Origin of the sequence: Planotetraspora sp. GP83 (assembly GCF_041262585.1) — a bacterium.
Taxonomy (GTDB): domain Bacteria; phylum Actinomycetota; class Actinomycetes; order Streptosporangiales; family Streptosporangiaceae; genus JAOEGB01.
Map to the genome: position 1 here is coordinate 1 of NZ_JBGCBZ010000027.1, position 25372 is coordinate 25372.

21 protein-coding genes and 2 pseudogenes are annotated in these 25372 nt (G+C 68.4%); 10 read left to right on the forward strand and 13 right to left on the reverse strand.

What is annotated here, in order from left to right; all coding sequences use genetic code 11:
* Positions 1-454 precede the first annotated feature (454 nt).
* Positions 455-748: a hypothetical protein gene (locus ABH927_RS29190; protein ID WP_370026820.1), complete on the reverse strand. Its 294-nt coding sequence runs from the start codon at positions 746-748 to the stop codon at positions 455-457.
* 227 nt (positions 749-975) lie between these two features.
* Here ABH927_RS29190 and ABH927_RS29195 point away from each other — a divergent pair, with 227 nt between their 5' ends.
* Positions 976-1488 carry a hypothetical protein gene (locus ABH927_RS29195; protein ID WP_370026821.1) on the forward strand — a complete coding sequence of 171 codons (513 nt, stop codon included), beginning with the start codon at positions 976-978 and terminating at the stop codon, positions 1486-1488.
* 232 nt (positions 1489-1720) lie between these two features.
* Here the strand turns inward: ABH927_RS29195 and ABH927_RS29200 are convergent, their stop codons facing one another.
* Genes ABH927_RS29200 through ABH927_RS29230 form a run of 7 tightly spaced genes read right to left on the reverse strand, consistent with a single transcriptional unit; the run spans position 1721 to position 9617 of the window.
* Positions 1721-2494, reverse strand: coding sequence for a DUF427 domain-containing protein (locus tag ABH927_RS29200; RefSeq protein ID WP_370026822.1), 774 nt, complete (start codon positions 2492-2494; stop codon positions 1721-1723).
* Positions 2495-2496: 2 nt separating this feature from the next.
* Positions 2497-3519 carry a 2-oxoglutarate and iron-dependent oxygenase domain-containing protein gene (locus ABH927_RS29205; protein WP_370026824.1) on the reverse strand — a complete coding sequence of 341 codons (1023 nt, stop codon included), beginning with the start codon at positions 3517-3519 and terminating at the stop codon, positions 2497-2499.
* Positions 3516-4373: an alpha/beta fold hydrolase gene (locus ABH927_RS29210; RefSeq protein ID WP_370026826.1), complete on the reverse strand. Its 858-nt coding sequence runs from the start codon at positions 4371-4373 to the stop codon at positions 3516-3518. The genes ABH927_RS29205 and ABH927_RS29210 overlap by 4 nt, the downstream gene beginning before the upstream one ends.
* A gap of 60 nt (positions 4374-4433) precedes the next feature.
* Positions 4434-6215, reverse strand: a complete 1782-nt coding sequence (locus tag ABH927_RS29215) for a dipeptide ABC transporter ATP-binding protein (RefSeq protein WP_370026828.1) — start codon at positions 6213-6215, stop codon at positions 4434-4436.
* Positions 6212-7042: an ABC transporter permease gene (locus ABH927_RS29220; RefSeq protein WP_370026830.1), complete on the reverse strand. Its 831-nt coding sequence runs from the start codon at positions 7040-7042 to the stop codon at positions 6212-6214. Before ABH927_RS29220 ends, ABH927_RS29215 begins: the two co-directional genes overlap by 4 nt.
* A complete protein-coding gene (locus ABH927_RS29225) occupies positions 7039-7995 on the reverse strand; it encodes an ABC transporter permease (RefSeq protein WP_370026831.1) in 957 nt (318 codons plus the stop codon). The genes ABH927_RS29220 and ABH927_RS29225 overlap by 4 nt, the downstream gene beginning before the upstream one ends.
* On the reverse strand, positions 7992-9617 hold the full coding sequence (locus ABH927_RS29230; protein WP_370026833.1) for an ABC transporter substrate-binding protein: 1626 nt from the start codon (positions 9615-9617) through the stop codon (positions 7992-7994). The genes ABH927_RS29225 and ABH927_RS29230 overlap by 4 nt, the downstream gene beginning before the upstream one ends.
* Positions 9618-9811: 194 nt before the next feature.
* On the opposite strand from ABH927_RS29230, the pseudogene ABH927_RS29235 reads away from it, so the two are divergent.
* From ABH927_RS29235 to ABH927_RS29250, 4 genes and pseudogenes are all read left to right on the forward strand, one after another.
* Positions 9812-10061: pseudogene (locus tag ABH927_RS29235) on the forward strand (alcohol dehydrogenase catalytic domain-containing protein); the annotation flags it as partial.
* Positions 10034-10305: pseudogene (locus ABH927_RS29240) on the forward strand (SRPBCC family protein); the annotation flags it as partial. The pseudogenes ABH927_RS29235 and ABH927_RS29240, both read left to right, overlap by 28 nt.
* Positions 10306-10307: 2 nt before the next feature.
* Entirely contained in the window at positions 10308-12551 is a 2244-nt protein-coding gene (locus ABH927_RS29245; protein WP_370026835.1) for an FdhF/YdeP family oxidoreductase, read from the forward strand.
* Positions 12552-13031: 480 nt separating this feature from the next.
* Positions 13032-13277 (forward strand): hypothetical protein, encoded by a 246-nt coding sequence (locus tag ABH927_RS29250; RefSeq protein WP_370026836.1) that lies wholly within the window; start codon positions 13032-13034, stop codon positions 13275-13277.
* A gap of 78 nt (positions 13278-13355) precedes the next feature.
* Here ABH927_RS29250 and ABH927_RS29255 read toward each other — a convergent pair whose 3' ends face one another.
* The 3 genes from ABH927_RS29255 to ABH927_RS29265 form a co-directional block, all read right to left on the reverse strand.
* Positions 13356-14624 carry an IS256 family transposase gene (locus ABH927_RS29255; RefSeq protein ID WP_370026942.1) on the reverse strand — a complete coding sequence of 423 codons (1269 nt, stop codon included), beginning with the start codon at positions 14622-14624 and terminating at the stop codon, positions 13356-13358.
* Positions 14625-14698: 74 nt separating this feature from the next.
* On the reverse strand, positions 14699-15169 hold the full coding sequence (locus tag ABH927_RS29260; protein WP_370026838.1) for a tyrosine-type recombinase/integrase: 471 nt from the start codon (positions 15167-15169) through the stop codon (positions 14699-14701).
* Between the two features lie 932 nt (positions 15170-16101).
* Complete coding sequence (locus tag ABH927_RS29265) at positions 16102-19587, reverse strand: hypothetical protein (RefSeq protein WP_370026840.1); 3486 nt, start codon at positions 19585-19587, stop codon at positions 16102-16104.
* Between the two features lie 104 nt (positions 19588-19691).
* Here ABH927_RS29265 and ABH927_RS29270 point away from each other — a divergent pair, with 104 nt between their 5' ends.
* The 4 genes from ABH927_RS29270 to ABH927_RS29285 all read left to right on the forward strand — a co-directional run bounded on the left by ABH927_RS29270 (position 19692) and on the right by ABH927_RS29285 (position 24353).
* Positions 19692-20057: a hypothetical protein gene (locus ABH927_RS29270; protein WP_370026842.1), complete on the forward strand. Its 366-nt coding sequence runs from the start codon at positions 19692-19694 to the stop codon at positions 20055-20057.
* Between the two features lie 329 nt (positions 20058-20386).
* The gene (locus tag ABH927_RS29275; RefSeq protein ID WP_370026844.1) at positions 20387-20947 is read left to right on the forward strand and encodes an isochorismatase family protein; all 561 of its coding nucleotides are present in this window, start codon (positions 20387-20389) and stop codon (positions 20945-20947) included.
* A 280-nt stretch (positions 20948-21227) separates the two neighbouring features.
* Positions 21228-22826: a TROVE domain-containing protein gene (locus ABH927_RS29280; protein ID WP_370026845.1), complete on the forward strand. Its 1599-nt coding sequence runs from the start codon at positions 21228-21230 to the stop codon at positions 22824-22826.
* Between the two features lie 300 nt (positions 22827-23126).
* Positions 23127-24353, forward strand: coding sequence for an ATP-binding protein (locus ABH927_RS29285; RefSeq protein ID WP_370026847.1), 1227 nt, complete (start codon positions 23127-23129; stop codon positions 24351-24353).
* Here the strand turns inward: ABH927_RS29285 and ABH927_RS29290 are convergent.
* Together ABH927_RS29290 and ABH927_RS29295 are read right to left on the reverse strand one after the other, a co-directional pair.
* Positions 24281-24793, reverse strand: coding sequence for an ester cyclase (locus tag ABH927_RS29290; protein WP_370026944.1), 513 nt, complete (start codon positions 24791-24793; stop codon positions 24281-24283). The genes ABH927_RS29285 and ABH927_RS29290 overlap by 73 nt on opposite strands.
* A 90-nt stretch (positions 24794-24883) precedes the next feature.
* A complete protein-coding gene (locus ABH927_RS29295) occupies positions 24884-25204 on the reverse strand; it encodes a hypothetical protein (RefSeq protein WP_370026946.1) in 321 nt (106 codons plus the stop codon).
* Here ABH927_RS29295 and ABH927_RS29300 point away from each other — a divergent pair.
* Positions 25174-25365 carry a hypothetical protein gene (locus ABH927_RS29300; protein WP_370026848.1) on the forward strand — a complete coding sequence of 64 codons (192 nt, stop codon included), beginning with the start codon at positions 25174-25176 and terminating at the stop codon, positions 25363-25365. The genes ABH927_RS29295 and ABH927_RS29300 overlap by 31 nt on opposite strands.
* The last annotated feature ends 7 nt before the right edge of the window (positions 25366-25372 follow it).

Consider the following 25372-nt stretch of genomic DNA (forward strand, 5'->3'; position numbering starts at 1 on the left):
TCCTAACTCCCCGTGTTTCCTATCTCTGGAGACATGCTCCACCGGGGTTTCCTATGTCTCGAGACACCCGTTTCCTATGTCCTGAACCAGAACACCGCCACCCCGACCCAGAAGTTGCAGTTCAAGGGCCTGATCGCTGAGACAGCGATCAGGCCCTTGATCGTTTGACCGTCATTTGACCGTCGGTCTGAACGCCTCCAGGGGTCACTGGCGGGTTCAAATGAGTTTCCCTGGGCACCTTGATCGCTGCATGACTAGGACTTCGAAGATCTTGAGCCCTTCGGCCGCGACTGCCCTGGCCTCGCTCCGCCCGGCGAGCGCACTGCGGATCCGGCCGAGGCTGCCGGCCGATACGCCAAGCTGCTCGACGACCAACGCGGTCACCTTGGCCTCGTACCGGCCACCTGCGGAGCGGACGCCCTGACGGCGATCGGCTGGGAGGGACCCTCAACTATCACGCGACGCCGCCATTGTCCGCGATGCTGCGCAGTTGGGAGAGCCGCTTCCGCGCGCGCGCGTGGTCGCGGTCGGATTCGCCACCCTCTACGTCAGCGTCCCCGCCCCGCCCACCGCCCTGGACCATGCCGTACACGTGGCTGCCGGAACTTGCCGACCGGCGGGTGCTGAAGCGGATCGACGGCCCGCTGGACGACACCGTGCCGGCGCGGCGGCCGATCACCGTACGGGACCTGCTGACCTCCGCGTTCGGGCTCGGCATGGATATGACGTCGCGGGGCACTCCGATCATGGGCGCGATCTTCGAGCAGGGTCTCACGCCCGATCTACCCGACCCGATGCCCGAGCCGGATGAGTGGATGCGCCGCCTTGGGGCGCTTCCGCTGATGCACCAGCCCGGAGAGCCCTGGCAGTACCACATCAGCAACGATCGCGGAGCGCGGGACCGGGCCGGTGCGGGAACCGGGGGGGCTTTCGTGCTAGCCTTTCCGCATATTCCTAGTAGAGAAAGTAGGGATTATGACCGCCGATCTCGCCGTCCTCGCCGTCACCGACCGGCCGTACGAGCCGGAGGAGTGCGCCGAGCTCGCCCGTCGGGCCGCGGAGCTCGTCGACATCGGCGAGCTGCCGCGGAGCGGGCCCGGGGGGTACGTGCTGCTGTGGTCGGACGACCACTCCATTGCCTGGCTCAACACCTGGTGGGAGGCTCGCGACACCGGCTTCCACGACCACGACGGATCGGCGGTCGGCGTGTACGTCCTGGCGGGCAGGGTGTCCAACGAGGGGCTTTCGATCAGAGGCACGCGGCAGGTCGGGTTTTACGGAGCCGGCGAGTCGTTCTCTTTCCCCGGGACCGGCATCCACCGAATGGATCACGAGGCGGGCGCGGTCACGATCCATGTCTACTCGCCGCCGCTGCGCGGCATCGGGCACTACGACGTGGTGGACGGGTTCCTGCGACGCACGCCCGGCTCCCCCGACGAGGCCTCGCCGCCGAGCCCGGGGCTGCGCGAGGCGCTCGGCGTCAGCTGATCGAAAACACCGGCGGGCTGGCAATGCCCGAACTCGATCACGCTTCGAAGCTATGGAGCGATGGAGCTATGGAGCTAATGATCGCCCACTCAGCACGGCAATCGCTATAGCGCTCTTTGGGTACGTGGTGGCCGTGCCCCCGGGAACCTCTGCACCGGCGCGGATGATACAAACGCGTTCTACAAGGCCCGGGGCCCGCGCGCCGGTGGACGGCGGGCCCCGGTGGACGGGTCTAATTCTCGGCCAGGCGCGTGGTGAAGAGCGTGACGGGACGCTCCTCCTTCACCCCGTCGACCACGATGTCCACGACCTCGTTGTAGAACGCGACGTGATCCTTGATGGCCGCGGCCGCCGGAATCGGGTCGGGATAGGCCCAGGCCACGTCCGCGGGCACGCCCTCGACCGGCTCACGCAGGGACCAGTACGAAGCCTGCCCCTTGTACGGGCACCGGGTGTGGGTGTCGGTTGGCACGAGCAGGTCGAAGTTCACGTCCTTCGGCGGGATGTAGTAGCGGGTGGGCAGCCCCGTCTCGTACAGGAGAACGGGCTCCCGGGAGTCGGCGACGACCTGGCCGCCGATCTCGATCCGGACGTGGCGCGAGCTGGGGATGGGATCGACCCGCTTGTAGGGGTCGCGTGGGTGCACGAAGATCTCCTCCTCTTCCTCCAGCCAGCGGTCGAGCACGGGCTCGGCCCGCTGGAACCACTCCAGGGACAGATACCCGGGGAGATCCGGGTACTCGAACGCGGCGTTGTAGGCGACCTCCCCGTCCACCACCAGATCGAAGAACCTCGTCGCCCCCTCGTGCGTTCCGGCCGGCGGGTTCTCGGCCGGGCGCAGCAGGTCGGTGCGCACGTCGGCCTCGGGGAACGCGTACCGGGGCACGGGATGCCCCGGCTCCCACACGAGGACCGCGGCGCGGCTGTCCACCACGGCGACCGCGCCCTTGTAGCCGCGCACCCAGCGCCGGCTCGGCTCCCAGTTGAATGTCCTGTCGTACGGCACGGTCACACCTCAGCCAGTTCCGCGACGTACGGCCGGCCCTCGCGCCAGGCGGCGACCTGGTCGGGGCGGCCGAACACCTGAAGGTAGTTCTCGACGTTGTCCTTGACACGGTCCCACAGCAGCGCGGGCTCGTAGTCGGTGCCGTCGGCTCCGACGAACGCCGCCAGGGGCTCGATCACGGTGTCGAGCGACGGGTGCCAGAACACGGCGGTGGAGCGCCGGGTGACGGTGCCGCCCGCGACGACACGGTGGCGTCCCGACGTCAGCCGGTCGTTGGTCCACTGGGTCAGGATGTGCCCGGAGAAGACCTGCAACGCGCCGGGCACGATCGGCACGGGAATCCAGCTCCCGTCGGGCGCCTGGCCCTGGAGCCCCGCGTAGTCGCCGCGCTGGTGCAGCACGGTGAGAACGGAGCCGTCCGCGTGTTCGAGCAACAGGAGCTTCTCCTCGTCGGAGGAGACGTCCTCGTGGGACCAGGTCGGGTAGTCGTTGACGACGAAGGTCGTGTAGTGAGGACGGCCCGCGATCGGGAACGTCGACAGCGGCACGTCGAGCACCCGCGCGTAGAGGGCGAGCACCCGCTCCGCCACGCCCACGGACGCGTCGTGGTAGTTCTTGGCCAGCTCGCGCAGGCCGGGCTCCTGCGACGGCCACACGTTGACGTGTGTGTACAGCTGGGCGTACTCCTCGGAGAGGCCTGCCGCGACGGCCTCCTCGGCGCTGTCGAACTGGCCGATGTTGTAGCGTTCGAGCTCCAGACGGCCGAAGTCGTCCGGCCACTGCCGCCAACCGCGGAACGGGTGCCCGGTCGGGCTGGCCAGCCGCGCCTTCTCCTCGCGCGGCAGGTCGAGCACCCGGCCGATGGAGTCGTGGAAGCCGTCGATCAGCTCTCCGGGCACGCCGTGGTTGACGACCTGGATGATGCCGATCCGCTCGGCGGTCTCCCGTACGGACTGGAGCAGCTCTGCCGGTGCGTCGTCGCTGAGGGCGAGTTCGAGGTCCACGACAGGGATCTGGTGGGTCATGCGGTGCTCCTTTGGATCTGGTCGAGCAGGTCGCGCAGCAGCTGGGGCACCTCGGGCTCCCCAGCGGCCACGACGTCGGCGGTAGGCACGCGGTGGCGGAACTCGGCGACGGCCTCGTCGCTGAGCCGGCCGCCCTCGGCGGGCCGTACGAGGACGACGGGGGTCCGGCGGGCGGCGAGCGCGGCCAGCGGCTCCCACAGCGTCGCGTCGTCGAGCTTTCCGGCCGCGTCCGCGGGGAGGTCGGCCAGGTGGTGGCGCCACGCCCAGGTTCCGTCCGCCTCCTGGGCGGTCTCGTAGCGGGTGTCGTCGGCCAGGTCGGCCTCCGCGTCCTGGGGCCGGATCCGCCGGATGTCGGCGAGCGCCTCCTCCTGGGACGCATAACGGGGGGAACCAGACAGGACGGGCGCGACGCCCGATCCCGGCAGGGTGTCGAGCAGGACGAGCGCGCCGACCAGCTCGGCCGCCCTGATGGTCAGTGCGATCGCCGTCAGCGCGCCGAGCCCGGCGCCGACGACCACCCGGGCGTTGGGGGCGAACGACCTGATGGCCTCGGCGGTCGCCCCGGCGAGCCGGCGAGGGGCGTAGTCGCCGCTACCGCGCCAGTTGGAACGGCCGTGCCCGGGCAGGTCGAGCGCGACCGCCGGGCGGTCCAACGCGAGCAGGAGCCGGTCGAAGGAGCGGGCGCTGCGCCCCGCGTCGTGCAGGAGCACGGTCTGGATGGGCGGGTTGCCCCACGTGACGCCACTGACGTGGCCTCCGGACACGACGCTGAGCCAGCGGCGCTGGATCCGGCGCGGGTCGGTGACCGGCAGCAGGGCGAATTCCTGTTCGGGTACGGCGAGCTTGGTGGGCATGCGGTGTCTCCCGGGGTGTCCGAGGGGGTCCGAAGGGTGCTGTGGCTCACGGCCGGCCGGTCAGGCGGTGGCATCCTCCTTCTCCCGCTCGCGCGGAGGGTCGTGCCTGGCGGCGACGAGGGAAGCCGTGTACGGATGCCGGGGCGCCAGCAGGACCTGCTCCGCGGGGCCCTCCTCGACGATCCGGCCGTCCCGCATGACGACGATCCGGTCGGCCAGGTAGCCGACCACCGCCAGGTCGTGGGAGATGAACAGGTAGGACACGCCGGTCGCGCGCTGGCGGTCGGCGAGCAGCCGGAGAACCCCCGCCTGCACGCTCACGTCGAGCGCGGACACCGGCTCGTCGCAGATCAACAGATCGGGCTCGCCCGCGAAGGCACGCGCGATGGCGACCCGCTGCTTCTGGCCGCCCGACAGCCGGTGGGGCCGCGAGCCGAGCAGGTGCGGGTCGAGGCCGGACCGTTCCGCCAGCCGTTCGGCGCTCTGCCCCGCTCGCAGCGCGCGCCTCCCCAGCGCATGGGTCAGGATCGTGCCCACGGTGTGGCTGGGATTCAGCGAAGCGTCCCAGTTCTGGAAGACCATCTGAACGCGCCGCCTGGTGGCCTGGTCCCTGCGGCCCACGGTGGCGGCGAGCTCCGTCCCGTCGAGCGTGATCGTTCCCGTGCCGCGCGGGCCGAGCCCCGCCACCGCGCGCGCGAGCGTCGTCTTGCCGCTGCCCGACTCGCCGACCAGGCCCACGATCTCGCCTCGGCGCACCGTCAGATCGACGCCGCGCAGAACGGGTGTCCTGCCGTACGAGATGGTCAGGTCGCGCACTTCGAGCAGTGGCGGACCGGCCGTGGGCGGGTCGTGCGGACCTTCCTCCTCGGCCGGTACGGCGGATGCCCCCGGATGGTGGCAGCGGACCCGGTCGAGCGGCGGCAGGACGGTCCGGCACAGCTCGTCGGCGGCGGCGCACCGGGGCGCGAAGGCGCAGCCCCGCGTCTGCTCGCCCGGCGCGGGCGGCCGTCCGGGGATCGCGGCCAGCGGACGGGTCCGCCGGGACACCCCGATCCGGGGCACGCTGCCGAGCAGCGCCGACGTGTACGGATGCTCGGGCGACGACAACACGGACGCGGCGGGCCCCTCCTCCACGACGCGGCCCGCGTACAGGACGCCGACGTCGTCGCAGAGCCGCCCGACCAGGGCCAGGTCGTGGCTGATCAGCACGACCGCCGCGCGGATTTCCGCCCGCAGCGCCGAGATCAGGTCGAGGATCTCGCGCTCCACTGTGGCGTCGAGCCCGGTCGTCGGCTCGTCCAGCACGAGGAGGCGGGGACGCCCCGCGAGAGCGGCCGCGATGACGACCCGCTGCTGCTGCCCGCCGGACAACTGGTGGGGATAGCGCCCCGCGATGGCCGCGGGGTCGGGCAGCCGGACCTTCTCCAGCAGGCCGAGCGTGTCGCGCCGGGCCTCGGCGCGGCTCCGCCCGTGCGCCCGCAGGATCTCGGCGAGCTGCGCGCCGACCCGCATGGTCGGGTCGAGCGAGCTGCCCGCCTCCTGGTGGACCACCGCGAGGGCGGACTTGCGCCAGCGCCGCAACTCGGCCGGGGAGAGGCCGAACACATCCACACCGTCCACGTGAACCCGGCCGGCCGTGACCGCGCCCCCGGGCGGCGGCCCGCCGCCGAGAGCGCGTCCGAGCGTGCTCTTGCCGCACCCCGACTCCCCCACCAGCCCGTACATGGTGCCGGGCGCGACGGAGAACGAGACGTCGCTGACGGCTTCCAGGCCCTGATAGGCGATCGTCAGCCCGGATACGCGCAGTCCGTCGCTCAGTCCGTCACTCAGTCCGTCACTCATGACGCCTCCCATCGGCCGCGCAACGTGTCGGCGACGAGGGCGATGCCGACGACCAGGGAGGCGATGGCCAACGCGGGCGCGAGGACGGTCCACGGGGCGATCTGGAGCCAGACCCTGTTGTCCGACACCGAGGCGCCCCAGTCGGGAGAGCCCGGTGGCTGGCCGAGGCCGAGGAACGACAGGGTGGCGGCGGCGAAGATCGCGTCGCCGAAGCGCGAGGTCGTCTCGACCAGCACGGTCGTCCCGACGTTCGGCAGGATCTCCCGCCCCATGATCGCCCAGGGCCGCTCACCGCGAAGCCTGGCCGCCTCGACATACGGCTTCTCGCGCTCGACCAGCGTGGCGGCCCGTACGCTGCGGGCCACGATGGGGGTGAACGCGCCCCCGATGACCAGGACCATCACGGTAACCGACCGCCCGGCGAGCGCCACGAACAGGACGGTCGCGATGATCGCGGGGAAGACGACGACCGCGTCCAGCAGGCGCATGACGATCTCGTCGACCAGGCCGCCCAGCGTGCCGGCGAAGAGTCCGATGACCGTGCCAAGCAGCACGCCGAGCGCGGTGGCGAGCGGCGCCACCTGGAGGACGGGGCGGGCGCCCGCGAGCATGCGGGAGAAGGTGTCGCGGCCGAACTGGTCGGTGCCGAGCAGATGCCGGGCCCCCGGCGCGGCGAAGCGGTTCAGCGGGTCCTGGGCCACGGGATCGTAGGGCGCCAGCGACGGCCACAGCAGCGCCACGACCGCCCAGGCCGCGACGATCGCCGCTCCGAGGGCGAGCGCGACGCCGAAGCGCCGTCTGGGGAGGTTCAGCGCGATAGCGGTCACGCTGCCGCCTCTCCGAGCCCGACACGCGGATCGAGCAGGCGGTACGTGAGGTCGGCCGCGAGCACGATCAGCATGTAGAGGACGCCGAGGACCATCGCCGTCGCCTGGAGCGTGGGCAGGTCCTTGTCGATCGCCGACTGGAGCAGCAGCGCCCCGACGCCCGGGTAGTTGAACAGCAGCTCCACCGAGACCAGCCCGCCGAGCAGGAACTGGAGCTGCACGCCGAGCGCGCTGGTCGCCGGAACCGTGGAGTTGCGCACCACGTGCCGCCGCACCACCTGGGCGCGGGTGGCCCCGCGCAGCTCGGCCGCACGGGCGTACGGGCTCTCCACCGAGGCGACGGTGCTCGCCCTCACGTGCCGCGCGACGTACCCCGTGCAGAGCAGCACCAGCGACAGCGCGGGCAGGGCGAGATGGCCGAGCCTGGTCAGCGGCGAGGCGCCCTCCGGAGCTCGCGCGGACGCGGGGAACCAGCGCAACCGCACGGCGAACACGACCAGCAGCACCACCCCGGTGACGAACTCGGGCACCGCCCCGAGTGTGAGGCCGGTGACGCTGATCAACCGGTCGGCCGGGCGGTCGTGGTTGACCCCGGCGACCAGTCCGAGCGTGAGCGCGACCGGCACGAGCAGCGCGAACGCCAGGCCGGCGAGCAGCAGCGAGGCCGCGAGCCGGTCGAGCACCAGGTCGCGCACGGGCGCGCCCAACGTGTACGAGTCACCCCAGCGACCGGTGAGGAAGCCCGTCAGCCAGTCCGCGTAGCGTGCGACGAGCGGCCGGTCGAGTCCGAGCTGCGCGCGCAGCGCCGCGACCGAGGCCGGGCTCGCCTCGCGCCCCAGGATCGTCCGCGCCACGTCGCCGGGCACGAGCTCGGTGGCCACGTAGACCAGCAGCGACACCGCGAGCAGCGTCAGCGGTATCGCCGTAAGCCGACGCAGCAGTAATCTCCTCACAGCGTGTGAACCTCGCTGAAGTCCACGTAGTTCGACGGGTGGGCGCTGATCCCGGCGAACTTCTTGCCGTTGTGGGCGCGGATCGCGCCGGCCCACACGGAGATGACGACGGGGACGTCCTCGTTCAGCGCCTTGGCGATGATCTCCGCCTGCGCCTTGCGCTCGGTGTCGGTGGTGGCCGCGTCGTAGGCGTCGGCGGCGGCGTCCAGCGCGGGGTTGGCGTATTTCGAGCCGTTCCACACGCCGCCGGACTTCACCATCGGGATGATGAACTGGCTCGGCACCGCGCGTCCCGCCCATCCGACGAGGTTGGCCGTGCTGAACAGCCAGGGCGTGTCCTTCTCCTGGTCGCCGCCGTAGAACTCCGCTGAGGTGCGCTGGTCGAGCGTGACCTCGATGCCCACCTCCTTGAGCTGCGCCTGGATGGTCAGCGCGTAGTCCTTGGTGGGCGGGTCGAATGTCAGCGGGAACGTGAGTTTCTGGCCGCCGAGCAGCGCGGACACCTTCGCGGGGTCCTTGGCCCGCTGCGGGATGTCGGAGGGCGCGGCCGGGAACAGGGAGGCGAAGAGGTGGTCGTTGCCGAGCGCGCCGATCCCCTCGAAGACCGTGGTGTTGAGGCCCGGCCGGTCCAGGGCGTACGCGACGGCCTGCCTGACCTCCTTTCGGTCGAAGGGCGGCTGGTCCACACGGAAGGTGAACGCGGTCAGGCCGGTGGCCGGCACCTGGTCCACCACGATGTCGCCCGCGCCCTTCAGCGGGCCGACGAGCTGGGCCCTGCTGAGGATCTGCGCGTCGATCTCGCCGCTCTGGAGCGCCAGCAGGTCGGCCTGGTCGTCGGCGTAGAACTTCACCTCCACCCCGTCGAGGTACGGCCGGCCCTCCCGCCAGTACGATGGGTTGCGCACCAGCGACGCGCCACCGGACAAGTCGTAGGACTTCAGCAGGAACGGCCCGGTGCCGATGGGACTCTTCGTGAAGTCGCCCGTGTAGTCCTTCTTCAGGATGACCGTGTTGTAGTTGCCTGCGGACACGAGGTAGGGGAAGTCGGAGAAGGGCCGTTCCAGGGTGAAAACGACCGTGGACGGGCCTGAGACGCTGACGCCACCCCGGGCGAGGACGCTGTCGAACGCCGACAGCGCGGCCGACTTGGCCTTCGGGTCGAGCAGCCGGTCGAACGTGGCCTTGACGGCGTCGGCGTCGAGCGGCGTGCCGTCGGAGAACTTCACCCCCTGGCGCAGGGTGAAGATCCAGCGCTTGCCGCCGTCCTGCGACTCCCACTTCTCCGCGAGGTGCGGGACGAGCGTGAAGTCCTTGTCGAGCCAGATCAGGTAGTCGGCGACGAGTTGCACGATCGCGATGGCGCTGCCGTCGTACATCGTGACCGGGTCGACCTTGGTGGGCGGCGGCGGCGTGCCCACGCGGAGCACGCCGCCGCGCTTGGGAGCGGCGGAGGCGGCGGCCTTCACCCCGGACTGCGCGGACGTGGCGGGGGTGTCGGTTCCGCAGGCGGCGAGCAACGCGGTCAGGGCAGCCGCGCCCGTCCCGCCGAGGAACAGCCGTCGGGACAGGCCGGGCAGCCTGGAGAGAGTGTCGTGACCGGGGGAGGTTCCGTGCATATTCATACTTTTTAGGTAGGGATTGAGGGTTGTCAACCCTCAATCCGCATAATCCTTGGTCGGACCTGCGAGGACTCAGCCAGCCGACCGGGCCGAGACGCCTCCGCAGTTGTGATCGACGGCGCGTCTGCGCTGGTCAGCGGTGACGTAGGGGTCGGCCGGCACGGCAAAGCCCGGCGCACTCGGCCATGGTCGCCGTACACGAGGCGGCGGGAGTGGTCGAGGCCGTCGGCCCCGGAGTCACCGATGTCGCGCGGCGACTTCGTGATCTACAACTGGCGCGCCGTGTGCGGATCCTGCTGCTCCTGTCTCAGGGGCCGCCCGCAGTACTGCTTCGCCACCCACAACGCGACCCAGCGGATCACGCTGGCCGACGGCACGCCGCTCAGCCCCGCGCTCGGCATCGGCGCGTTCGCCGCGAAGACGCCGTCATCCTGCATCGCATGTTCCCACTCGCGGTCGACCGTACGATAGTCGAGTGCGGTGGCTCTATATGCCCGAGGTAGTGGCGAGCGGCAAGGACCTGGACAAGTCCGTCGAGCTCTTCCACCGGGTCAACCAGCAGGACTTCGACGCCTGCGAACGCAGGCAGCCCGCGATGAGCTCGCCGACGTACGCCAAGGGAGGCGTCCTGGTGCCCAGCGAGCACCACATCGGAGCCTTCCACGAGTGGGTCCAGAGCCGGATCGGCTAGCTGTGACGAACGAGGACGAAGGACTGAGCGTCCGCCCGCCCAAGGACTGGGCGGGCGGTCTGCCTGCGGTCGGGCACGCGATGGAGATCGCGTACAGCCAGATGGGCGCCGTCCGCACCGTGCGCACACTGCTCCAGGTAAACCAGCGCAACGGCTTCGACTGCCCCGGCTGTGCGTGGCCCGAGGGCGGGCACCGCAGCCCGGCCGAGTTCTGCGAGAACGGCGCGAAGGCCGTCGCGGAGGAGGCGACCACCCGCCGGATCGGGCGCGAGTTCTTCGCCGCGCACCCGGTGGACGACCTGGCCGCCCGCAGCGACTACTGGCTCGGCCAGCAGGGCCGCCTGACCGAGCCGATGCACAAGCCGCCCGGCTCGGACCGCTACGTGCCGGTGACCTGGGCGAGCGCGTTCGACATCATCGCCAGGGAGCTGCACGCCCTCGGCAGCCCCGACGAAGCCGTCTTCTACACTTCCGGCCGCACCTCCAACGAGGCGGCCTTCGCCTACCAGCTGCTCGCGCGCCGGCTGGGCACGAACAACCTGCCCGACTGCTCCAACATGTGCCACGAGTCGAGCGGGTCGGCGCTCACCGAGACGCTCGGCATCGGCAAGGGCACCGTGTCGCTGGACGACCTGCACCGCGCCGACCTGATCTTCGTCGTGGGCCAGAACCCCGGCACCAACCATCCCCGGATGCTCACCGCGCTGGAGCGGGCCAAGCGCGGCGGGGCACGGATCATCGCCGTCAACCCGCTGCCCGAGGCGGGCGTGCTGCGTTTCAAGAACCCGCAGCGCCCCTCCGGGGTGGGCCGGGGCACCGCGCTCGCCGACCGCTTCCTGCAGATCCGGCTCAACGGGGACATGGCGCTCTTCCAGGCTCTGTCCCTTCTGCTGCTCGACCGCGCCGACCGTAAGTTCATCGAGGAGCACACGCACGGGTTCGACGCCTGGGAGAAGCATCTCCGCGCCCTCGACTGGGCGGACGTCCTGGAGGCGACCGGGCTGTCGAGGGAGGAGCTGGAGGAGACGGCGCGGGAGGTCCGCTCGGCGGGCTCTGTCGTCGTGTGCTGGGCCATGGGCCTGACGCAGCAGCGCAACTCCGTGGCGACGATCAGGGAGGTGGTCAACTTCCTGCTTCTCGGCGGCAACGTAGGCCGCCCCGGGGCCGGGGTGTGCCCGGTCCGCGGCCACTCCAACGTGCAGGGCGACCGGACGATGGGCATCTACGAGAAACCGTCGGCCGCCTTCCTCGACGCGCTGCGCGCCGAGTTCGGCTTCGAGCCGCCGCGGCGCCACGGGCTCGACACGGTGGAGGCGATCCGCGCCATGCGCGACGGCGCGGTCAAGGTCTTCTTCGGCATGGGCGGCAACTTCGTGCGGGCGACCCCCGACAGCGAGGTGACGGAGGCGGCGCTGCGCCGCACCCGGCTCACGGTGCAGGTGTCCACCAAGCTGAACCGCTCCCACACGGTCTGCGGTGAGGAGGCGCTCATCCTGCCGACGCTCGGGCGCACCGAGCGCGACAGCGGCGGCTACGTGACCGTCGAGGACTCCATGGGGCTGGTCCACGCCTCCCGGGGCAGTCTCAGGCCCGCCTCCGACGCGCTGCTCTCGGAGGTCGTCATCGTCTGCCTGCTGGCGTGCCGGCTCTTCGGCGACGACCCGTACGTGCCGTGGGCGGAGTTCGAGCGCGACTACGGCACGATCAGGGACCGCGTCGCCCGGGTCGTCCCCGGCTTCGAGGACTTCAACGCCCGCGCGCCCGCCGGGTTCGCGCTGCCCAACGCGCCCAGGGATGAGCGCCGCTTCCCGACCGCGACGGGGAAGGCCAACTTCACCGTCAACGAGCTGGAGGTGCTGCGCGTGCCGCCTGGGCGGCTGCTGCTGCAGACCGTCCGCAGCCACGACCAGTACAACACCACGATCTACGGGCTCGACGACCGCTACCGCGGGGTCAAGGCGGGCCGCCGGGTGGTCTTCGTCCACCCCGACGACCTGGCCCAGCGCGGGCTGGCCGATGGCGACATGGTGGACCTGGTCAGCGAGTGGCCCGACGGCGAGCGCACGGCGCGGGAGTTCAGGGTGATCGCCTACCCGACGGCCCGGGGTTGCTGCGCGGCCTACTTCCCCGAGACGAACGTGCTGGTTCCGCTCGACTCGGTGGCCGAGACGTCCAACACGCCGACCTCGAAGAGCGTGGTGATACGGCTGGTGAGGGCTAACCCGCGTAGTGGAGCCGCCGGCTGAGCCTTCCGGGCCAGGGTTCGGGACGAAGAGGCCGTGGGTTCAAATCCCGCCACCCCGACCCAGAAGTTGCAGTTCAAGGGCCTGATCGCTGAAGACAGCGATCAGGCCCTTGATCGTTCGTTAGCGTGGCGTTAGTAGTTTGAACCCGATCACGCACCACCATCTAATCCCGCCTGGCACCAGAAGGATCGCCTCCAACAAGTCCTAACAGGAGAGTCGTGGAGTGGTCACCGCTAAGAATCAGCATGTCCAGTGGGAGTCGTTTGCGGCTGTACATCCGGGTTTCAAGATGCCGCTTGCATCCAGAGCGCGTTCGAAGTGCCCAGACAGTCTCTAATGTCTTAGATCTTTCAGCAGGTCGCCGAGGTCGCTTCGGCCCCACAGCGTGTCGGGATGGTCAGGCCCTAGCACCCGTAACCGGCCCTCCACCGCGTGGGCAAGCGGGGCCGAGGGCGGCGGCTCATAGCTCTGTTCGCCTGCATGTACTACGCGGCTCTCCGTCCCGGCGAGGCCGTTGCCCTCCCGGGAGCGGGGCCACTGGCACGAAGGCCGTACGACCTTCGGCATGCGGCGCTCTCGCTCTGGCTGAATGCGGGCGTCCCTGCCTCTGAGGTGGGCGAACGCGCTGCGCACAGCGTTGACGTGCTCCTCCGCGTGTACGCCAAGTACATCGACGGCCAACAGGAGATCGCCAACCGGAGGATCGATGACGCCTTGGAAGCATGAACCTCTCGCTCCGATGCCTGTCACTGCTCTGACGTCGAAGGGTTTGAGCAATCGTCAATACCTGTGGATCAAGATCTTTTAAGCGGCGATCGGTGAGCCCTCGATGGCCGGTGTCTCCTCGGGGCGTTCGGCGAGTCTGCCGTTGACGAACGTCGCTCCGGCGCGGACCAGGGCGACGAGGTGAGGCGCGTTGACCGCCCGCCAGCGGGCCTGGGCCGACTCGATCAGCTTGAAGGCCATGGCCAGCCCGGCCGCTCGCGAGCCAGGCCCTTTGGTGATCTTGGTCCGGTGCCGGACTGTGGCGAAGGTCGACTCGATGGGGTTGGTCGTGCGTAGATGCACCCAGTGCTCGGCCGGGAACTCGTAGAAGGCCAGCAGTTCGTCGAGGTCGTCGACCACCTTGGCGACGGCCTTGGAGTACTTGGCGCCATAGGCGGCCTCGAAGTCCTTGACCGCGGCCAGGGCGTGGGTCCTGTCCTCAGCGTTCCAGATCTCACCCAGGGCCTTCTTCGCGCCAGGGTGGGCCGACTTCGGGAGCACCCCCAGCACATTCGCGATCTTGTGAAACCAACAGCGCTGCTCCTTGGCCTGCGGAAACACCTCCCGCAGCGCCGACCAGAAGCCGAGCGCGCCGTCCCCGATGGCCAGCACCGGGGCCCGCATCCCGCGCCGCTTACAATCGCGCAGCAGGTCGGCCCACGACTCGGCAGACTCGCGATAGCCGTCGGTCACAGCGACGAGTTCCTTGCGGCCGTCGGCACGCACACCGATCATCACCAGCAGGCACAGCTTGTGCTCTTCCAGCCGGATGTTGACGTGGATGCCGTCGACCCACAGGTAGACATAGTCGACGGCCGACAGGTCCCGGGCGGCGAAGGCGCGCTGCTCACCCTTCCAGGTCTCGGTCAGCCTGGTGATGACCGAGGCCGACAGGCCCGCCGTCGAGCCCAGGAACTGCCCCAGCGCAGAGGTGAAGTCGCCAGACGACAGGCCGTGCAGGTACAGCAGCGGCAGCACCTCGTTGATGGACGGGGTCTTGCGGGCCCAGGCGGGCAGGATCGCCGAGGAGAACCGTTGCCGTTCGCCGGTGACCTCGTCGGCGCGCTTGTCGTTGACGCGCGGTGCTTTGACCTCGATCGCGCCGGCCGTGGTGAGGATCTCGCGCGGGGCGTGGTAGCCGTTGCGGACGACCAGACGCCGGCCGGTCTCGTCGCGCTCCTCGGCGAAGGCGTCAACCTCGGCCTGCAACGCCGCAGCGAGCATCTTCCGGGCGCCCTCACGGACGATCTGGTCGATCAACGAGGGCGAGGCCGAGGTAGCCGAGCCGTCATGGTCGTCAGCGGGCAACTCGGGCACTACGGTAAGCGGCACGGGTGTGCCTTCCCGACCGACGTTGGCGCGTCGGCCTAATCTCGAAACCATCATCGGATGATCCGGGAAGGTACACCCCCTCCCGGCAGATCCACAGGTTTCGATCTGTGCTCGAAGCGGCCGCCGGTGGGGTGAAACTTCGGGTTGACCTCGACCACAGCCCGGCTCACGGTCAGGTTCCGGGTCCTCGTGTTCAAGTCCTTCACTCGGAGTTCGGACAGCTCGCCCCACCGAAGCCCGGTCTCAATCGCGGTCTCGACCAGCAACTGAGTGTCGCCGTCAGGCAGAGCTTGGTAAAGCACGTCGAACTGCTCAGGCGTGATGACTGTCCGCGGCTTCATCGCGACAGTCGGCGTCCTCACGCCCCGGCACGGATGGATGTAAGTCACCTGGTCGTTGAGCGCCGTCGTAAAGATGACGCTGAGCAGGACCTTGGCGTACTTGATAGTCGGCGGCTTGACGTGGTCGTCCTTCAGCTTGGCGACCCACGCCCTGACGTGCTCGGGAAGTATGTCGACCATCCGTATGGACCCGAAGGTCGGGGAGGATGTGCCTGTTCAGCGTGTACGTGTAACTCTGCATATTGGACGGCTCCACCTGGTGATTGGGAAGCCAGGTGCTCTTCACGTACTCGTCGAAAGTCTGCTTGCCCCGGCTGGGGTGGCCGATCTTGCCCTGGTCCAGCCGAGCTTCCGCCTGCTGCCAAGCTTTGTCTGCTACGCGCTTCGAGGAGTAGGTGCCTGCTGAGACGACATTCCCTCGTATGTCCTTGTATCAGGCGGTGTAGCGGACCCTGCCGCGCGAGTCGATCCGCTTGAAGGAGTAGCCCAAGGAGGACCCCCTTGATCATCCGTTAGTGCTGCGTTAGTGGACTCTGCACCACGACCTAACACTGGGCAGAATCAAGCAACACTCAGACTAGGGCTTTCACCTGGATTTTACACGGATCGTGACCGGTGACATACATTCTGTTGAAGGGTCACTCGCGGTTCGGGACGAAGAGGCCGTGGGTTCAAATCCCGCCACCCCGACCCCAGTAGTTGCAGATCAAGGGTCGGTTCTCCAGAGATGGAGAACCGGCCCTTGATCGTTTGTGAGCAAAATACGGGCAGGAATGAACGCCGAAGGGCGGCAAACATCAACCCTCGAAGACACGTTCCGGTGTCCTGCGGACGTGGCCTCGGAGCCCGGTTGGACACTCCGAAGGCGTTCGATGTCCGTCGAGTTCGACGTAGCCTTGCCTGGCAAGCCTCGTTGGTGGGAGCACTCGTGTGAATATCGACGGCTCGCAGGGCTTCGCCGGGTGACCTTGCGGGGCGATGCCGGCACTCACCGTTGGCGATCCACTCCTTGATGATGTTCGCCAGGGCCCGAGCACTGTATGACCCGCGCGGCGAGGTTCACGACCACTGGCGCCCCCAGCCTCGATCAATCTCGCCCCATGGGCTACCTCTCAGGCCTCAGGCGGCAGCTGGTCGGCGGACCAGCGAGCGGCAAGCACGTCGGTGGAAGCCTCGGCTCTGATCTCGGCTGGGCTTAGGCCTTCGGCCAGTAGTCCGAGGATCCAGGTCTGGACCTTGCAGCGGTCAAGGTCCTCGACGTAACCGTTCTGACCCCACTCACCGAGGAGCTCGAACACGGCGCCCGCCTCCTGGTTGGCACGGTCTGCGGCGTCGAGGTCCACAAGGGCGAAGACTCGGATCGAGGCGAAGAGAAAAAGAATTTTGGCGAATGCCGGGAGGACATGGGGCGGGTTGGCCTGAGCAAGTTGTCTCGAGGCATCCTCGGCCTCTGCCGACATGCGCAAAGCCGCCGTGATGTCGCCCTGACGCACCCGGGCCATGGCCTCTTCCGCCAGAGCGAGGGCGTTTGCGGAGGCGGCCGCGTCGTCGGAGGCAGGCGGGCGCTGGGCGAAGACCGTGAACAACTCCGCCTCCGCAGCACCGTCCACGTCGCTCGTTTCGCTCAGGAGCTGATGCCGCGTTCTCAGCGCACGAGCGATGTCGGGCGCGAGCTGTGCGCCGTCCGCACCGCTGGTCCGGATGGCACGGATCACTTCGTCGAGGATCTCAATGATCGGCTGCGGGTCGCCGTCCCCCGCTCGCAGATCGGCAAGCAGACTGAGTGCCCTGGCCAGCAACCAGCGGTAGGCGCCGGGCACGCGGTTCTCGACTGTCCGTAGCTGCTCCACCGCCGCTTCCGCTGCGGCCCAAGCCGCGTCTCTATCGCCCGCGGCATAGTGGGTGTTGGCGATGTTGAGAAAGCTCAGCGCGTAATCCACTCCATAGACGGCCGGCTCTGCCTCGGCTAGGCGCGCGAACTGCGTCTTGGCAGCTTCCAGGGCAGCCAGGGCGTTGCGGAACCGCCCCGCACGGAGATGGACGCTCCCCAGGGTGGTCCACGCGCGAGGCTGCGCATCGGCGGACCCACGGTCCAAGTCCGCGAGCCTCTCGGACATCCTGACGGCCACGGCCGCATGCTCAAGGCTGCTGTCCAGGTCATCCAGCTCCAGTAGCCTCCTGGCCAGCTCGCCTCTAACTCTCGCCAAGGCCGGAACCAGCAGTTGGGGGTTCAACGGCGCGATCTGCTGGTAGATCGCAAACGCTTCCTGCGTTACGGCCAGTGCCCCTGCGGGGTCGCCTGCGAAGTCAAGATAGTTCCCTAGACCGCTGAGGGCATTGGCCAACTGTGACATGTAGACCCGCTCGTTCACCTGGACGAGATCACGTCTGATCGCTACCGACTCGGCCGCGCGGTCTGAGGCTTCACGGTAGCGGCCGACTGCGAACAGCGCGGCTGCCTGCACATTGAGGGTTTGAGCAATGGAGACCTGGATCGCGGTGTCCGTCGGTTCCCCGGCCGCCAGCGATTGCGCCAGTGCAACCGCCCTGGACGCCGTCTCCTCAGCGTCAAGCGCCCGGCCAACACCGAGATAACTGGTTGCCAGGTCGCTTAGCGTCTCCGCGCGCTGAGCGACGATCCCCGGCTCGCTGTCAGCGTAGAGTTCGAGATAGGTGAGGGCCTCTTCGGCGCATGTCACGGCTCTATCTTTGTCGCCGACCTTGGAGAGAGCCGAAGCCGCGCTGACAAGCGCCGACGCCAGATGCCTGAGATAGAGGTAGGGATCCTTTTCCGCCAATCGCCCCAGAACCCCCACCGCCTCGATCGAAGACTGGACCGCGGAGGGGAATCGGCCCAGATTGCTCATTGCCGTCGTCAAGGTCAGCATGCATTCTGCGTAGGTCTCGTCGTAACCGGCCACGCCCCCGTAAACCAGCGCATGGAGGCGCTCCACAGCCCCTTTGAGTGGCATCAGCGCGTCGAGATCGCGGCCTGCCCTACCCAGCGCATGCCCGAGCAGCAGCAGCACCTCGGCCTCCTCGCCCGAGTCGCTCGCTACGGCCAGGCGGGACGGCGTCAGCCGCTCAACGAGGACAGCGATGGCGGGAAAGAGGTCATGGCGTTCGGAGGGCACAGCGCTCAGCACGGACTCCAGCACCTCCGACTCTCCTGACGCGACGTCGGCGAACGCGGCCAGGGCCGCACTTCCAGCGTCCGCAAGTAGTGCAGGCTCTTCACGCACCAAGGGGATCAGCCATCTGGCCGCGACATGTGTCCAGCGTTGGGCAGCGGCCAGGAGATAGATCAGCGGACGGTGTCCATGGGAGAAATCAGGAACGCCAGAGGACCGAACGATCGGCGAGACAGTGTCTCCTGCCCATAGGTCTGCGGCGTAGCCGGTAACAGAGTGCCCCGGAAGCGTAAGTGCGACGTAGTCTTCGGCCAGGCGGTCCGGAATGAGGGGCTCCAGGTAAGTGCCTGCCGCCGACGGCGGGTAGCAGATCGCGTGATCGTCCAGAATGGACGGATCACAATACGGCAGGTAGGAGGAGATCAGGGGCACGGCCGTCGACTCGGGTTGCGTGCCACGCAGGGTAGCGATGAACGCGACCTTCGCGAGATCAGAAGGGTCCGTGGAGAATTCTCCGCTTTCTGATGAACGGCTGTGCAGACGCGCCCAGTGCGCCTTCTCTCTGCGCAGCAGATACGCGGAGAGCCGGTCTGACGTGAGGTGCTCCCCGAGGGGCAGTCGAGCGTCCACCGAGACGAGGGCGGCCATGTGCAGGGAGAGCACGGAGGCGAAAGCGGGATCTGTCAGGTCCACCCGCGAGAGGTCCGGCGGTGATGTTCTCAGTACCTCGGCGAAACTCAAGACGGCCGAGTTGAAGATTGAGCGACGGTCCTCCAGCGTGCTGGCCAGTGGGCCGAGTGCGAGGTCTCCCGTCGCCGCGTAAACCTCCTCAAGGTCGTGCTGAATCGCCGGCCACCCGACCACGGAACGGGCGACCAGCAGGACCCGCGTGGGCACGGCTGAGTGGAGGAGCCTGTTGCGCAAGAGCCAAGACAGGTGCGCATATGGCCACCTATCGGCATAGTCCGCCACCAGCAGAAGTCCAGACACGGTTCCGGAAAGATCTTGCGAGCTGTCAGGCGCGGTGATGGTGTCACCACCGTGGCGAGCAAGAACCACCTTCCAACCGTGAGCCTGGAACTCCGCGGCCACTCTCATCGCCAGCCGGGTCTTGCCCTGCCCCACCGCGCCATGGAGGAACACGACCGACAACCGATCGGGGGCACGACGCCAGGCGTCGAAGAAGCCCAGTTCCTCTTGCCGACCCTCGAACGGGACGATGCTGTGGTGAGGGTCCAGCAGTCGGCTCGGCAACTCTCGCAGCCAGGACCTGGGCGGCGTGGGCCTGTCACGGGCGATTTCGAGCGTGTAGAGAGGACGGCCGTCGCCGAAGACATGGAGGTCACCGTGGCCCACGCCGATGGCGAAACCTCCGAGGGCCAGTACCTGCTGATGAACCGCTGGTTGCTCGGGCGTGTCCTTACGCCGGTCACCCGGACCGCCGACCGACATGCTGACGCGCTCCATTCAGAGAACCTACTCCGAAGCTTAAATACGGATGACGGAAGCGCGTAGGCCCAAACTCCTCCGAGTGATTTACATTCATGTGCCTTCATGCCCAAGATGTCGCTATGTCGAGACGAGCGACGGTATGGGCGGGCCTAGTAAGCGGCGTGGGCGCGCTCATCGCACTGGCGGTCTATCTCGGAGTCGTCGGACTGGACTCCGCGGACAAGACCGCCAGTATCATCGGCCTATTCGTCGGGCTCGCCGGTCTGTTCATCGCGGCCCGAAGCCTCCGAGCCGAGCCTCCAGAAAACGAGTCCGCCCAGGCCGAGACGGCAGCCCAGACCGTACAGAAGATCACCGCTCGCGGCCAGGGAACAGTTGCTCAGGGCGTGATGTTCGGGAACATCGTCAACCACGGACCGGGTCCGGTCCTGCCCCCGAACGCCGCCAATCCCGTACTGGACGACGGCCAAGCCGACGCCTCCTGAACCCCGGCCGCGAGAGCGCCAACGCGGACGAGGCGAAGCCTGCATCCGGCTCCCGGAGTTCTGGGTGAGTCGGTATGCCACCTACACCGAGACCACCGCCGTCACCTGTGCAGGGCTCAACAACGCCCGGGGGCTGTCAGCCGCCCCAGGTTCCACGACGTCTTCGCCGCCGACCTGCCGTCCTCCACGACAGAAGCCGACGCTCACCACGACGGTCTTCAGCCAATCGACGCCTCCACGAACCTTGGGGCACGTCACCGTCGGCCTCGTTGTCGGTGGGCAGGTTTACCGTGGGTGGACACAGGAGCCCAGGGTGAGTAAGGGACACGATGAGCACACTGGAGAACAGGCCGAACACCGCACTCCTCATCGTCGATGTGCAGAACGGCGTCGTCGAGGGGGCCCATGAGCGCGACACGGTCGTCGCGAACGTCGGCAGCCTTGTCGAGAAGGCGCGGCGCGAGCGGGTCCCCGTTGTATGGGTCCAGCACTCCGACGAGCAGCTCGCGAGGGGGAGCGACGACTGGCGGATCGTCCCCGAGCTGACTCCGGGCGACGCCGAACCTCTCGTCGAGAAGAACTATGGCGATTCCTTCGAGGACACCACCCTCGAGACCGTGCTGTCGGGCCTCGGAGTCGGGCGACTCGTCGTCGTCGGCGCACAGACCGACGCGTGCATCCGCTCGACGCTCCACGGCGCGCTCGTCAGGGGGTACGACGCGACCCTTGTCAGCGACGCCCACACGACGGAAGACCAGACGGCATGGGGGGCGCCCCCGCCGGACCAGGTCATTAGGCACACGAACCTGTACTGGACCTACCAGACGGCACCGGGGCGGACGGCCGGGACGGTCGAGACCAAGGACGTCGACTTCGGCGGCACGTCCTGATTGATTACTTCTTGGCGAACACCCCGCGTGGGTGGCGGGCTCAATACCCGCACACTGCCGCCGACCTTGATCTCGGGAGGAAACCAACTTCAGAGCGTGCCCGGTGCGCAGACGAGGGTTACTTCCGCTATTAACGGGGTGGTCGCTGGTTCGAGTCCAGTCGGAGACTTCGGGTTTCCGTAGCTCAGTTCGGCAGAGCGCCTACGTACCTTCGCCGATTCGATCTCGGGCACGAACCTCTGAATGCGGGCTCCTCCCACCACGGAAGGGGCCCGTTCCCATGGCGAAGTTCAACCGGACCACCACCCGCCCGGCCGTCTCCAGCCCGGTCAGGAGCGAGGCCACACCGAGCGGCCGCACGCATGAGGGCGCGGCCGGCTACGCGCGGGACGCCAAGGGTGAGCTCTTCCTCCTCGCGATCTCCAACATGGTCGGCGAGGACACCTTCTATGAGGGGAAGAGCGAGCGCGACGACCGCTTCCGCGACCTCGTCCACCAGGTCGCCGTCGAGGATGTGGAGTGGCTCGCGCGGTTGCTGCCATGGCTGCGCGGCGAGGCGAACATGCGGTCCGCCCCGATCGTCGCCGCGCTGGAGGCGGTCAAGGCGCGTCTGGCCGCCGGCGAGCAGGGTCACAACAGGCAGTTGGTCAACAGCGTGCTGCGGCGCGCCGACGAGCCTGGCGAGGCCCTCGCCTACTGGACGTACCGCTACGGCCGGGCGATCCCCAAGCCGATCAAGCGTGGCATCGCCGACGCTGTCCAGCGGCTCTACACCGAGCGCAACCTCGCCAAGTACGACAGCGACTCCAAGGGCTACCGGTTCGGCGACGTCATCGACCTGGTCCACCCCACCCCGGACCCGGGTAAGCCGTGGCAGGGCGATCTGTTCGAGCACGCCCTCGACCGGCGCCACAACCGGGACAAGCCGATCCCGGAGACGCTGCGCATGCTTCGCGACCGCGCCGAACTGCTCAACCTGCCCGTCGCCGAGCGGCGCGCGACGCTCGGCGACTGGGAGCGCCTCCAGTCGGCGGGCATGACGTGGGAGGCACTCGCGGGTTGGCTGCAGGGGCCGATGGACGCGCAGGCGTGGACTGCGGTGATCCCGTCCATGGGATACATGGCTTTGCTGCGGAATGTCCGCAACTTCGACCAGGCTGGAGTCCCGGACGAGGTCGCCGCCCGGGTCGCGGCCCGGCTCGCTGACCCTGAGCAGGTCGCCCGGTCGCGGCAGTTTCCGTTCCGGTTCCTGTCGGCCTACCGTGCGGTGCCGTCGCTGCGGTGGGCCTACCCGCTGGAGCAGGCGCTCGGCCACTCCCTGGCCAACGTGCCGGCCCTGCCGGGGCGGACGCTGGTGCTGGTGGACCGGTCGCCGTCGATGTGGGCGCAGAAGTTCTCCCCGCGTTCCGGCATGCCGTGGGCCGACGCTGCCGCGATCTTCGGCACGGCGGTCGCCGTACGGGCGGAGCAGGCGGACCTTGTCGAGTTCGGCATCAAGAACAGGCCTGTCAAGTACGGCAAGAGCGAGTCGCTGCTGAAGATCCTGGAGCGATTCCACCAGTTGGACGGGACCGACATCCCATCGGCGGTGCGCGCGCACTTCCGTGGGCAGGACCGGATCGTCATCGTCACCGACGAGCAGACCCGGCCCGGCTGGCTGCCTTCCAACGGGCAGGCATACGGCGGCGGGCCGGAGATGCGGATCGACGACCTGATCCCGAAGCATGTGCCGCTGTACATGTGGAACTTCGGCGGCTACAAGCTCGCTGCGACCCCGTCCGGCAACGGGAGCCGGCACACGTTCGGTGGGCTCACGGATGCGGCGTTCCGGATGATCCCCCTGTTGGAGAAGGGACGGGACGGCGACTGGCCGTTCTGAACCGAAGAGCCCCCCGCACCTCCGAGGAGGTGCGGGGGGCGGTCAGATGACGGTGTCGACAAGATGGCGATGCGGGGACACCGGGTCCACCCTCGCCGTTCTGAGCGCGTCGTTCACCAGGCCGACGAACTCCTTTTCGCTGTCCACGAACCTGTTCGCCCTTGTCGCGTCCGCGATGATTTGCTGCGTGATTCGGTGAAGCTGCCGGGGCTGTCGGCCGCGCGGCCGGCGACGCACGGTGGCCCGGGACTGATACCTCACCTAACCTGGGCATATGTACGTGTGGAGCGGTGAGCGCCGGTGAAGGACTCGGAGATCGACTACGAGGCGGTGTTCAAGGCCACACATGCCCCATTGACGGTGCTGACGCGAGACCTCATCATCGCGGCGGTCAACGACTCCTATCTGGAGGTGACCGGCCGGACCGAGGCAGACCTGCTGGGCCGGGACATCTTCGCCGCCTTCCCCCGCAATCCAGACGCTCACCACGATCCCGACGGGCAGGGGGCGGAGGCCCTGCGTGCTTCGCTGCAACGGGTGGCGGCCACTGGCGAGCAGGACATCGTTTCGCTGCTCAGGTACGACGTCGAGGCGAACGGTGGACCAGGGGGGTTCGAGAAGCGGTACTGGACTGTGGTCAACGCGCCCGTCCTCGGCGAGGACGGTGAGGTGAGACTGATCCTTCACCGTGTAGAAGAGGTCACCGGCTTCCTCCAGCGGCTGAGGCGGCCCCGCGAACGCGATGTCACCGGCGCGCGGGCTGAACTGCAGGTGGTCGAGGCCGATGTCTACGTCCGCGCCCGCGAGCTCCTCGACCTCAACGAACGGCTTAAGCGGACACACAGACAACAACGCAAGACCACAGCGGCGCTGCGGGAGGCCATCGAACGGCAGCGGCGGTTGGTCTTCGACGTCTCCCACGACCTGCGCAACCCGATCACCGGGCTGCTGACCGAGCTGGAGACGGCACTCTCGGAACCCGACATCGATCTGGAGCAGATCCTTCGCAAGTTGCTGAGAAACGCTGAGCGGCTCAACGACATCGTGGCGGATCTGCTGGAACTCGCCCGACTGGACAACGGGGCGCGCGCCGCCGCCGAACCGGTCGATGTGACCCACCTCGTCTTGGACGAACTCGAACGCCGGACCTCGGCCGCCGCCGTACACACCCGGCTCGATGAGCGGGTGATGGTGCGCGCCTCCCGGATCCGGCTGGCCCGGCTTCTGGGCAACCTGCTGTCCAATGCCGAACGGCACACCACTACCAAGATCGAAATCGTCCTCACCGCCGACCCGCCCGATGCGATCCTGGAAGTCATCGACGACGGACCGGGCATCGCCCCGGCCGATCGCGAAAGAGTCTTCGAACGCCTGTGCCGCCTGGACGCCGCCCGCCGCCTGGATCCCGGCGGCTCCGGACTCGGTCTGCCCATCGCACGCGAGATCGCCCACGCCTACGGCGGTGACCTGTACGCCGCCGACCACCCGATCGGCGCCCGCTTCGTCCTTCGCCTCCCCCTCGCGTGAAAGGAGGAGATCGGGTAACTGGCTCTCAATGAGAAGCCGAGCTGGCTGTACAGCTCCAGTTGGTCGTAGTAGTCCCGATCGGTAATGATCAACCCGTCCTCTGTGGAGCACGCGCAGGCGCCGCGGATGGCGATGTGACGGCCGGTTCCCTCCGCGGCGAGACCATTGGGCAGCAGGAAAGGCCCTGTATGGGTGCCGGTGATCGTGTATTCGGTGACGGCCGGGTCGTCACAGGCGTCCTTGTACCACGCGGTGATGCAGAGATCCGGGAAGGCCGTGAACCATTGTTCGAAGTGCCAGGCGATCTGCTCACGCCCTTCGGCTATGCCCGCCGGGGTGACATAGACGGCCTCTGAGCCGTAGCACCGAAGGGCTCGCTCTACGTCGTGGTGGTTCATCGCGTCGAAAAGCGCGTCTTTGAGCTCTCGGGCACTGGGCATCGTCACCGCCCCCCGATCGCGTACCTCGCGCTACAGAGGCCCATGAGACCACGTTAACGCGGGTCCGCGACCACAACGCCAGGCAGCGCGTCAGTCCCCCGTCGCCGTACGGAGGATCTGGGTCAGCCGGGAGAAGCCGTCGGAGCCGTACCCTGCGTCGATCGCCCGCTGTGTGACGGCTCTGGCGGCGCTCAGGACGCCGACGTCCAGGCCGCGGGCCTGAGCGACGTGGATGATGTGTTCCATTCCCGCCGCGGCCGAGGCGATGCTGGATCGGTCGCCGGAGTGCCTGCCCTCGTCGATCCGCTCCGCGAACTCGGCGATGACGCCGGGCAGCAGGCCGATGCCGGCTTGGGCGTACGGCGCGATCTCCTTGGGAGTTGTACGCCGGCCTGTCCAGGAACGTGACAGGTCTGGCGAGGATCCAGAACGGCGTCACCTACGCCGCGCTCTTCATCCGGCGTGAGGAGAGCGGCACTCCCGACTACGACGTGCTGAGCCCCCGCATGAACGAGGCCATCGGGAAGGTCACCACCTGGCCGACCACCGACCTCACCTCGAAGTACTTCTGACAGCCGC

Bases quoted from the DNA above. Each gene is read 5' to 3' on its own strand.
- ABH927_RS29195 (WP_370026821.1), top strand. From the start codon at position 976: ATGACCGCCGATCTCGCCGTCCTCGCCGTCACCGACCGGCCGTACGAG.
- ABH927_RS29230 (WP_370026833.1), bottom strand. From the start codon at position 9,617: ATGAATATGCACGGAACCTCCCCCGGTCACGACACTCTCTCCAGGCTG.
- ABH927_RS29210 (WP_370026826.1), bottom strand. From the start codon at position 4,373: ATGCCCACCAAGCTCGCCGTACCCGAACAGGAATTCGCCCTGCTGCCG.
- ABH927_RS29215 (WP_370026828.1), bottom strand. From the start codon at position 6,215: ATGAGTGACGGACTGAGTGACGGACTGAGCGACGGACTGCGCGTATCC.
- ABH927_RS29250 (WP_370026836.1), top strand. From the start codon at position 13,032: ATGTACTACGCGGCTCTCCGTCCCGGCGAGGCCGTTGCCCTCCCGGGA.
- ABH927_RS29275 (WP_370026844.1), top strand. From the start codon at position 20,387: ATGAGCACACTGGAGAACAGGCCGAACACCGCACTCCTCATCGTCGAT.
- ABH927_RS29265 (WP_370026840.1), bottom strand. From the start codon at position 19,587: ATGGAGCGCGTCAGCATGTCGGTCGGCGGTCCGGGTGACCGGCGTAAG.
- ABH927_RS29190 (WP_370026820.1), bottom strand. From the start codon at position 748: ATGATCGGAGTGCCCCGCGACGTCATATCCATGCCGAGCCCGAACGCG.
- ABH927_RS29280 (WP_370026845.1), top strand. From the start codon at position 21,228: ATGGCGAAGTTCAACCGGACCACCACCCGCCCGGCCGTCTCCAGCCCG.
- ABH927_RS29205 (WP_370026824.1), bottom strand. From the start codon at position 3,519: ATGACCCACCAGATCCCTGTCGTGGACCTCGAACTCGCCCTCAGCGAC.
- ABH927_RS29270 (WP_370026842.1), top strand. From the start codon at position 19,692: ATGTCGAGACGAGCGACGGTATGGGCGGGCCTAGTAAGCGGCGTGGGC.
- ABH927_RS29260 (WP_370026838.1), bottom strand. From the start codon at position 15,169: ATGGTCGACATACTTCCCGAGCACGTCAGGGCGTGGGTCGCCAAGCTG.
- ABH927_RS29290 (WP_370026944.1), bottom strand. From the start codon at position 24,793: ATGCCCAGTGCCCGAGAGCTCAAAGACGCGCTTTTCGACGCGATGAAC.